Here is a 9064-nt window from a genome sequence, read left to right on the forward strand (position 1 = left end):
CTGTTGAGGAAGCAGGAGGCAAGTATTATTGGATAAAGTATTTTTTCCTCGGCCTCTATACAAGAATAATTAATGAATCAGGTAGCCCGGCAGTTATAGCTCCCGGCCCACATCCCAGCCCAAAATCTGCATAGGCGTTCCATTGTATTCGCATTCGAATGTAATGTTGGGCGAACAAGATTTAGCCATTAGGCATTCAAAGCTACGCTTTTTATTGCTCGCTTCGCAATCACTACACCACACAAAAAATCATGCTTCGTAGGCCGTAACTAAAGCATTAGCGCCACTAGAATTCGAGAATCATTCTATGATAAAAAATATTTTCATTTCTGCTTTATTCATTTATGCACCGCTTTGCCTTTCAGCTAACGAAAAGAGTCCATCACCGTCAATAGATACAGGTAAAAGAATCTTAGACATTGTAAATAGCGAGGATCATTCAAGCTTTGCAGGGGTGGTATTTGTTGCCGTTAAAGGAAAAGTAATTATTAATCTCGGCGTAGGCAAATCAGATATTGACCATGCAATACCATTCTCAAGTAATACTCTAATTGACATTGGATCTATCACCAAGCAATTCACTGCCAGTGCAATTCTTAAACTTGAAATGCTAGGGAAATTATCTACACAAGATAAAGCAAGTCGTTATATTCCATCACTACAGGGAGCATTAAAAAACGTAACAATCCACGAATTACTAACGCACACTTCGGGAATAACAGAAGATACTGGTGGTGACTACGAAAAAATTACCGCCGTGGGATTGGTTAACCACTTGAACCAGATGCAACTCAGCTATTCATCTGGATCTCATCATTATTCAAACTTAGGATATAGCTTGCTAGCACTGATCGTTGAAACCGTGAGCGGTGAACCTTTAGACAAATTTTTAGCGCTTGAGCTCTTTACGCCGATTGGAATGCTAAAGACAGGATACACTCACCCTAACTACAACGACAAAGAGGTTAGCCACGGCTATTTAGATGGGAAAGACTGGGGCTACCCTCACAAGAAAAACTGGACAGAAAGCGGGCCATATTGGAACTTAAGAGGAAACGGAGGAATGTTAAGTACTGCGGAAGATATGTATAAATGGCACAACGCTTTACGTAATAAAAAACTCCTTTCTGATACTGCAACAGAAAAGTTATTTGCAATGCATGTAAGAGAATACCCTGGCACTGAAAGTTATTATGGCTACGGTTGGGTTACGGAAATTTTACCGAACAATAAAAAGGTGATTTGGCACAACGGAGGAAATGGGATTTTCAGCGCTGACGTTCGGTACTACCCATCATCAGACATTTTCTACTTTATTGCTGGTAATCGCTCTGATGTCGAAGTTTACGACATGTCAGATAAAATTAACGAATTGGTATCACAATTGTAGGCATAGAGCTGTGAGCCAGGCAGACTGAAGCCCCCCCGCCCATACAAGCCAGCATGCGAACTCACAAACTGGAACAAGACACATAAGGCTAGACATTAATGGAGGGGGAAATAAGGCCGCTGCGCACAGCGGCCCAAAAATCAGTTAGGCTCAAAAAAACATTACCCCAAACACCTAGAAATAAAAAACGCCCCCAAAAACAACTCATAACTAAAATATTTTTTCGAACCCCATCACAAAAACAAAAGTAATCATTTCTACCTGCAAATGTAATCAAAAAATACCGCGCTGGCAATCATAATACAAATATAACAACTTTAGCTGTAAATATTCACACCCAAGCACCTCAAAAATACACACATCATTATCTTTTCTCGCATTTAGAGAAACACCCCCCAAGAAAACAGCGCAACAAGAATAAGCGATCTCACTCTCACTTCAATTTGAAATATATAGCCACGCCTGCTGAATTGTGAACCGCCGAGAATAGAGCTACTCTGGCAACGTGATCAGAAATAAATAAATCACTATCAAGATGATTATTATTTTTCATTACAAATTATTATTTTAAATTATCAAAAGATACTAAAAAAATAAACGGGGAAATTTTAATACTACACGCAATATAATTTTAAAATTTAACTCTCCAAAAACGACATCCTTTGAGAGAAAATAACTATGAATAAAATTTTATCGGGTTGCCTATCATCCTGCCGAATACTCTTGCTATGTACTGTGGGGTTATTAGCAACATTGACTAACGCTCAAACAATCACCAACAATGCTGAAGGCTATCATGATGGCTTTTTCTATTCATTCTGGAGTGAAGGTGGCGGTACAGCAACGTTCACCTTTAAAGATAATGGGCGATATGCATCTTCATGGACAGACATTCAAAATTGGGTTGGCGGTAAAGGATGGAAACCTGGAGGAAGAAAAACAGTAAAATATTCCGGTAGCTACAATGCAAAAGGTACAAGCTATCTTGCCCTATACGGGTGGACGAAGAATCCACTGGTTGAATACTATATCGTCGAAAACTGGGTTGACTACAACCCGAGTACAGGTTCCACACGATTAGGCACAATCAATAGTGACGGCGGAACTTACGACATCTACCGAACGAAACGTGAAAACAAACCTTCAATTATTGGTAATGCAACGTTTTATCAATATTGGAGTATTCGCCGCGACAAAAGAAGTAGCGGTGTTATTACATCGGGGAATCACTTTGATGCATGGGCTCGTAGCGGCTTACAACTAGGCGATTTCGATTACATGGTTATGGGCACAGAAGGTTTTGGCGGTAACAATGTACAAGCAAGGCAAGGTGTCAGTGGTAATTCGGATATCACGGTGAGCGAAATCACAGGCAGCACAAACAACAATAACAATAACAACAATACAAACAATAACAGCAATACGGGAAGTGGTTCAAATACAATTATTGTACGCGCCAAAGGAACAACAGGCGGTCAATCGATCACCCTGAAAGTTAATAATAAAAATGTTGCCACATGGGCACTAACTACAGGCCATAAAGACTATACCGCCAAGACAAACCTGAGCGGCGATATATTAGTTGATTATACCAACGATCAAAATGGTGGCGATGCCATTATTGATTACATTAAAGTTAATGGTTTGATACGCCAAGCTGAAAACCAAAGCTACAATTCTGGCGCCTGGGCAAACGGAAGATGCGGAGGAGGCTCTAACACAGAATATATTCACTGCAATGGCGCAATTGGCTTTGGCAAAGTGAGCGCTACTAACGACACCACAAGCAATAATAATACGAACAACAATAACAATAACAACACTAATGGAACTTCAGTACCCACATCGCCAGTTAGATTACAAGCAAGGCATTCAGGGAAGTGCTTAGACGCTGCTGGTAATCAAGGCAGTAACGGTACCAACATACAACAATATGCATGCGGTAATGGTAATAACCAAAAGTGGTCTTTTTATTCAAAAGGTGGGGACTGGTATGAAATCAAGTCACAAACTAGTGGGCGCTGCTTACAAATAGCCGATAGTTCAAACAACGATGGCGCCAATGCAGAACTCTATGATTGTTACGGCGGCAATCACCAACAATATAAACTTGCCCCTACAAACTCTGGTTATTTCACACTAAAATCTAAAGGCAGTGGTAGCTGCGTTGATGTGAGCGGGGCATCAACCAACAATGGCGCTAACATTCATCACTGGGCATGTTATGACGGCACCAACCAGCAGTTTAAATTTAACTAAACATTAAATTAGCATTTCGCATTACGACCCAAGTAGTAATGCGAGATGCTTACTTTTCAAAATCCCCACTCCCCCCATTTTTCCGCCTCAACATTACACTTCAAAATATTAGCGTAATTACAGTAAGCCATTATGTAGACCTAAAATTAATTCAAGTTCGATGAATTTAAATGTCACCTCAATACTTTAATCGTCAATTAATCCTCTTTTTTTAACCACTAAGCGACCGATAAATGCATTAACTAATACAGTGATTCCAAGGTGACTAATTGAGCCGACCACAGCTTACGTAATCTATACATATGAAAAACTTGGAGCGGGTACATTTCGTGTGTTACCGCTAACAAAAGGAGGCTTTACTTTCATTACTGTGTATTTATTTATGCTAGTATCCTCACCTTAATTATTAGTATGCTTAGCCATATTTATAGATGCGATCAAGCGGTAATTATCATAATCTATATAGTTTCCGAAGACTATAGCTGCACGATTAAGGAATGCTTTTGTGATAATTATAAATTCACTACATTGGCTGTATCGTGTAACGCGCCTATCAAGTGTTAATTTAAAGATAAATTAAAGGTAAATTAAAAATGAAAATTTCATATTTTCTCAATGCAAGTGTTGTAGCTTTAGCCGCTACGCTTGCGGGTTGTGGCGCAGGGGATGGCGGAAAAACCGACGCTATTGTAAGTAGCTCCCTGAATAACTCTTCAAGCAGTTCATTGAGTAGCTCTTTGAACAACTCTTCAATTAATCCATTAAGTAGCTCTTTGAATAACTCATCCAGCAGCTCTTTAAGTAGCTCGGGAAGTGATGACCTTGAAGAACGTATTATTAATGGCGGGCTTGAAGACGACGAAACCGATGCAACACAACTAACGGGCGGCTGGGCACTGTTTGACAGCAAAGAGGGCCTTGATGCTATCGCTACGATTAAAGTGGTTGAGTCTGCTGAAGGTGAGAATACACACACAGGCACTAAAGCCATTGGTGCAACGGTTGAACAAGTGGGTAACCAGCCTTGGGCTATTGAAATAGCCTATGAAGATATCCTTGTTGAGCCGCTTGCCCAGTATGAGGTTCTTTTTTGGACCAAGGGGCCTGCAGGTGCTTCTATTAATGTTTCTGTGGGAACTCCGGCACCAACGTTTACACAACGTTCGTCGGTAAGCGTTACTCTTACTGGCGATTGGCAGGAAATTAAATTGGCCGTTGTTGCAACAAGCACAGACAATTTACTACGCCTAGCAACACATTTATCGTACGTGGAAAATGAAGGCTTAGATATTTACTTTGATGACTTATCCTTTAAGCGCCTTGGTGAAATTGATCATACCGAAGTGACGGCAACTAGCTTAAAGGCACTTAGCCCTAATGGTATGCCAATTGGTGTGGCCGTACCGGCGGGCGCGGGTTTTGGTAATAATATTTTAAACAGTACAGATCGGCAAACCGTTGTAACGCAGCACTTTAGCCAGCTAACAGCTGAAAATATCATGAAACCACTCTATATGCATCCGGCGCAGGATACATATACTTTCGGGGATGCTGATGACTTGGTTCAATTTGCCAAAGATAACGACATGACGGTTCACGGGCATGTTTTTATTTGGTACAACCAAATTGCAAGCTGGATGGAAAACTTTAACGGCACCCGTGATGAGTGGATAACAATGCTCGAAGAGCACGTTACAACAGTGGCAACGCATTTTGAGGAAGAAGGCGATAACGATACGGTAACCTCCTGGGATGTTGTCAATGAGGCCTTTATGGAAGACGGCACTTACCGCGGCGAAGCAGGAACAGGCACCTCGGTTTGGTATGAGAACATCGGCAAAGAGCATCTAGAGCTTGCATTTGTAGCGGCGCGCGCAGCAGACCCCGATGCCGACCTGTACTATAACGACTACAACTTAATTTGGAGTAACGATAAATTGGGTGCTGTTGTGAATATGGTTACGGACTTCCAAGTGCGCGGCATCCCGATTGATGGCATTGGCTTTCAGTCTCATATCGCTTATAACGCCCCAGACATTGCCACGATTAAGCGGCAGTTCCAAAAAGCTGTAGACCTTGGCATTAAGGTAAAAATCACTGAATTAGATGTCCGAATGAATCAAAATAAAGACCGCACTTCACTAACGGGACTTATGGCGGAACAGCAAAAAGGATATTACCGTGACGTGGTAAAAGCTTACTTTGAGATTGTACCTGTTGACCAACGTGGCGGCATTTCGGTTTGGGGGATTATCGACGGAGACAGTTGGCTGCCAAATTTATGGGGCGTTCCAGATTGGGCCTTGTTGTTCTTTGATAATTTTGAACCTAAACCGGCCTTGCAAGGTTTTGCTGATGGCCTAACTGAATCCCAGTAGCGATCAAGCCTTAAGCAGGCTATAAAGCAAGCTGTAAAAACCGTAACCATGGCAACATGTTTACGGTTTTTTTATGCACCAAACTTAGTGCAACACGCATGTAAACGTAAGTGCTCGCATAACAAATCACTGCTCTATAAAAATCTGCTGTGTACATTTCAAACCAATGGTCAAACGTAAATTATTTGCATTAGGGGCAAGGCAACACATTAACATGTCCAGAAACGTTTACTTCTCATCTCACTAAAGATCGGGTGCTCCCCTATATTGTGTTCATTGATTTTTCGCTGTAAATTTGAATATCAAAAATACCATTAGAGGAAATGTCGTGATAAATCACGTAGTATTGCTAAATTGGATTACAGGCGTTGACGAAAAAAAGATAGAAGAGATTACTATCGGATTTTCTGAATTATCAAAAAATATAACCGAAATAGCTGACTATAGTTACGGGCCTAATATGGGCCTATCCGGCTCTAATTTTCAATACGCTTTAGTGGCTAAATTTAGAAGCTTGGAGGATTATCAGGTATACACCACACACAAGCTGCACCTTTCATTTATGGCAAGGCTGACAAACCCGATTGTGAGCTCTTATGGCGCAGTACAATATGAATCTTAACGTGGAAGTTACAGCGATAACTTGCAGCCTATCGTTAACAGCATTAAATATGCCTATGAAATAGACATGGAAGAACACCTAAAAATAAGCGGCTACCCCATACGTTATTATTACCCTAGAAACGTAGTTGATAGCCAAAAAAATGCGTGCTCCCTTGGTGTCCATGGCGTGCAGTAAAAATGTGTAGTCACCTCATTGGTGGTGAGTCATTTTTATCGCGCGCCTGATGCGCCCAGGGGATGGTAGACGTTGATGGCTTAATGCGGCTTCTAGGGTTATGAGCCAACCGCCCCTTTTGCGCAGTTATTTCATTGGTTGCGCTCTTGGTTTTTTAAAATAACAAGCGCCATTAATAATGCAGGGTTATGCGACCAAGACTTAATGCTTAACTGGAAAATTTCAGTCTCTTTACTGGTAAGCCCCGCAAAAATCACCTGAATAAGCTTAAGCACTGAATTCCCCTTAGGCCCTGCTGGCCGTTTAAATTCAGCCAAACAATCCCCGTTCTCACCCTCAATCGAAAACTCATTCGGATCCAGTCCTGCCATATTTTTCATCAAGGCCTTACCGATTCCGGCAGGGTCAACCACTTTTGCCAACAGCTGTTTTTCGGTATCCAGTAAACGATCGCCCACAATGTAGCCCACAAGCTCTTGGTCCGCATTATGCACCTCAATGCAGCGCTCACCCACTTGCCGTTTTTGCTCGAAGATTAAAGACTGACGCTCATCCACTAAGTCTGTTATTTGCGTTGTCTGTAAAGCACCTAAGTCAGAAAAGTAATCGCATTGATAGCGCTCTGTTTGCTTAGACAACACATGATAACTTTCGTGATAGCTCGGGGTAGGACGCAACTCGTGCTGGGTGTACGAGTATATTTTAAAGTCCGCCATAACAACTCCTTAATAGTCACTTCGCTGTTTCGGCAAGCCTAAAAAATCTATGCCCACGGCAGCATGCTAACCATAGTGGCCCGAAAAACATTGGGCACTATAGACTTTAGCTCGCCACGCAAAACAGTGTACTTAACGCGTCCCTTATACGGAGTAACTAGCGGTACAACCGCCACAAGATAACGATAGCCTTGCTATAATTCTTGTCGTTAAGCCCTTAACCGTCAAGGCCGTAGCCTCAAAAAAACCAAGGCGTATTTCGCCGCGATCGACTCAGTATTTAACCCGACCAACACCCTTGCTATTAAGCTCAACACGCAATACAGTTAACATTACACACCTCAAAATTCGGTCGATTCTTATGCTTTTATTGCCTTTGGGTTTAATGCTCGTGCTTATTGCAGCGCTATCGATTAGCTTCCCCCAGTTGTGTCACGCTCTAAAAACGGATGATACTGAAAACTGGAAGCGTCTTGGCTCACCCAATGGCATCGCCGTTGCTGATCTTGGCCAATCTGCCAGTGTTTTTAGCTGGGTGCTTAACCACGGTTACGAGAGCTCAACCAGCGATACCGTTAACCGCCTGGGCCAACAAGCCTTGCAGCGCGCGCTAATGGCTAAGTATGCGATGCTAGCCGGCGTGATTATGATTGTTGTGGGCTTCTTTTCAGCGCTATTAGGCTTTTAACCCCCCACCCATACCCGCCTTATACTCAGCCCCCGAAGCCAGCAACTTGCTGGCTTTTTGTGTTGGAAATAGGCTTGACCTAGGGGCTAGAACACCGAAATTATCATGCTCCAGCAATAGAAGCATCACAGGCCAATAACACAGTGCTTCACACGCTGTAATGTACTGTAATAGCCATCAAGGTCTTCGCGCGGCACAATCGCTGTACTTTACTCACCAGCTGTCTCACCAGCAATATCGCGAGCCTATGCACATGACAACAGCCCTAAATGCCATACAAAAAGTCTACGCACTCAGTACTTTAGCCGGTACGCCTTCTGGCAAGCACGGCACTCCAGCCGAGTTAGAAGCCTATGCGCAAAAAATTATTACTGCGACCCTAGCCAACCCTGCTATTCAAACGCTCATCGGCCAGTGGGATCTGGCATGGGGGCCAGCGGTTTACCAGGCCCCCGGATCGGATGTTGCCGATAACGCTTTTTATATTGTGCAAAATAAAGTAACACCCAGCGAGTTTGTTATTGCGATTTCGGGTACTAATCCTATCTCACGCTACGGCTGGATTGACGAAGATTTTTTAATAAACCCACTGCAACCCTGGCCTTTTGGCGATACATCACAAAACGCCGATGTGAAAATTTCCAACGGTACCCATATTGGGCTAACCGTATTGTTAGCCCTTAAAAACGCCAATCAAAAAACGGCTTTAGATTATTTAGCCTCGCAAACCAGCACCCTAGGTGCATTAAACATTACCGTTACCGGGCATAGCCTAGGCGGCGCATTATCGCCGGCCATGGCCCTTGCAATGCACGGTTTGCAAAACACACCCAC

At 42.7% G+C, this 9064-nt stretch carries 7 protein-coding genes; 6 read left to right on the forward strand and 1 reads right to left on the reverse strand.

Going from position 1 to position 9064, the window contains the following annotated elements; all coding sequences use genetic code 11:
* Positions 1-307: 307 nt before the first annotated feature.
* The 4 genes from AC3A8L_RS17080 (at position 308) to AC3A8L_RS17095 (ending at position 6649) form a co-directional block, all read left to right on the forward strand.
* Positions 308-1390 (forward strand): serine hydrolase domain-containing protein, encoded by a 1083-nt coding sequence (locus tag AC3A8L_RS17080; protein ID WP_487963483.1) that lies wholly within the window; start codon positions 308-310, stop codon positions 1388-1390.
* Positions 1391-2068: 678 nt separating this feature from the next.
* On the forward strand, positions 2069-3649 hold the full coding sequence (locus AC3A8L_RS17085) for a glycoside hydrolase family 11 protein (protein ID WP_487963484.1): 1581 nt from the start codon (positions 2069-2071) through the stop codon (positions 3647-3649).
* Between the two features lie 593 nt (positions 3650-4242).
* On the forward strand, positions 4243-6027 hold the full coding sequence (locus AC3A8L_RS17090) for an endo-1,4-beta-xylanase (protein WP_487963485.1): 1785 nt from the start codon (positions 4243-4245) through the stop codon (positions 6025-6027).
* Between the two features lie 328 nt (positions 6028-6355).
* Complete coding sequence (locus tag AC3A8L_RS17095) at positions 6356-6649, forward strand: Dabb family protein (RefSeq protein ID WP_487963486.1); 294 nt, start codon at positions 6356-6358, stop codon at positions 6647-6649.
* A 308-nt stretch (positions 6650-6957) separates the two neighbouring features.
* Here the strand turns inward: AC3A8L_RS17095 and AC3A8L_RS17100 are convergent, their stop codons facing one another.
* Positions 6958-7542: a hypothetical protein gene (locus AC3A8L_RS17100; RefSeq protein ID WP_487963487.1), complete on the reverse strand. Its 585-nt coding sequence runs from the start codon at positions 7540-7542 to the stop codon at positions 6958-6960.
* A gap of 361 nt (positions 7543-7903) precedes the next feature.
* On the opposite strand from AC3A8L_RS17100, the gene AC3A8L_RS17105 reads away from it, so the two are divergent.
* Together AC3A8L_RS17105 and AC3A8L_RS17110 are read left to right on the forward strand one after the other, a co-directional pair.
* Complete coding sequence (locus tag AC3A8L_RS17105) at positions 7904-8230, forward strand: hypothetical protein (protein ID WP_487963488.1); 327 nt, start codon at positions 7904-7906, stop codon at positions 8228-8230.
* 253 nt (positions 8231-8483) lie between these two features.
* Positions 8484-9064 (forward strand): lipase family protein (locus AC3A8L_RS17110; RefSeq protein ID WP_487963489.1); only part of this gene is annotated, 581 nt, incomplete at its 3' end.

It is taken from the genome of Marinagarivorans sp., from assembly GCF_982758155.1.

Coding starts and splice junctions, on each gene's coding strand:
- AC3A8L_RS17105 (WP_487963488.1), top strand. CDS start 7,904: ATGCTTTTATTGCCTTTGGGTTTAATGCTCGTGCTTATTGCAGCGCTA.
- AC3A8L_RS17100 (WP_487963487.1), bottom strand. CDS start 7,542: ATGGCGGACTTTAAAATATACTCGTACACCCAGCACGAGTTGCGTCCT.
- AC3A8L_RS17085 (WP_487963484.1), top strand. CDS start 2,069: ATGAATAAAATTTTATCGGGTTGCCTATCATCCTGCCGAATACTCTTG.
- AC3A8L_RS17090 (WP_487963485.1), top strand. CDS start 4,243: ATGAAAATTTCATATTTTCTCAATGCAAGTGTTGTAGCTTTAGCCGCT.
- AC3A8L_RS17080 (WP_487963483.1), top strand. CDS start 308: ATGATAAAAAATATTTTCATTTCTGCTTTATTCATTTATGCACCGCTT.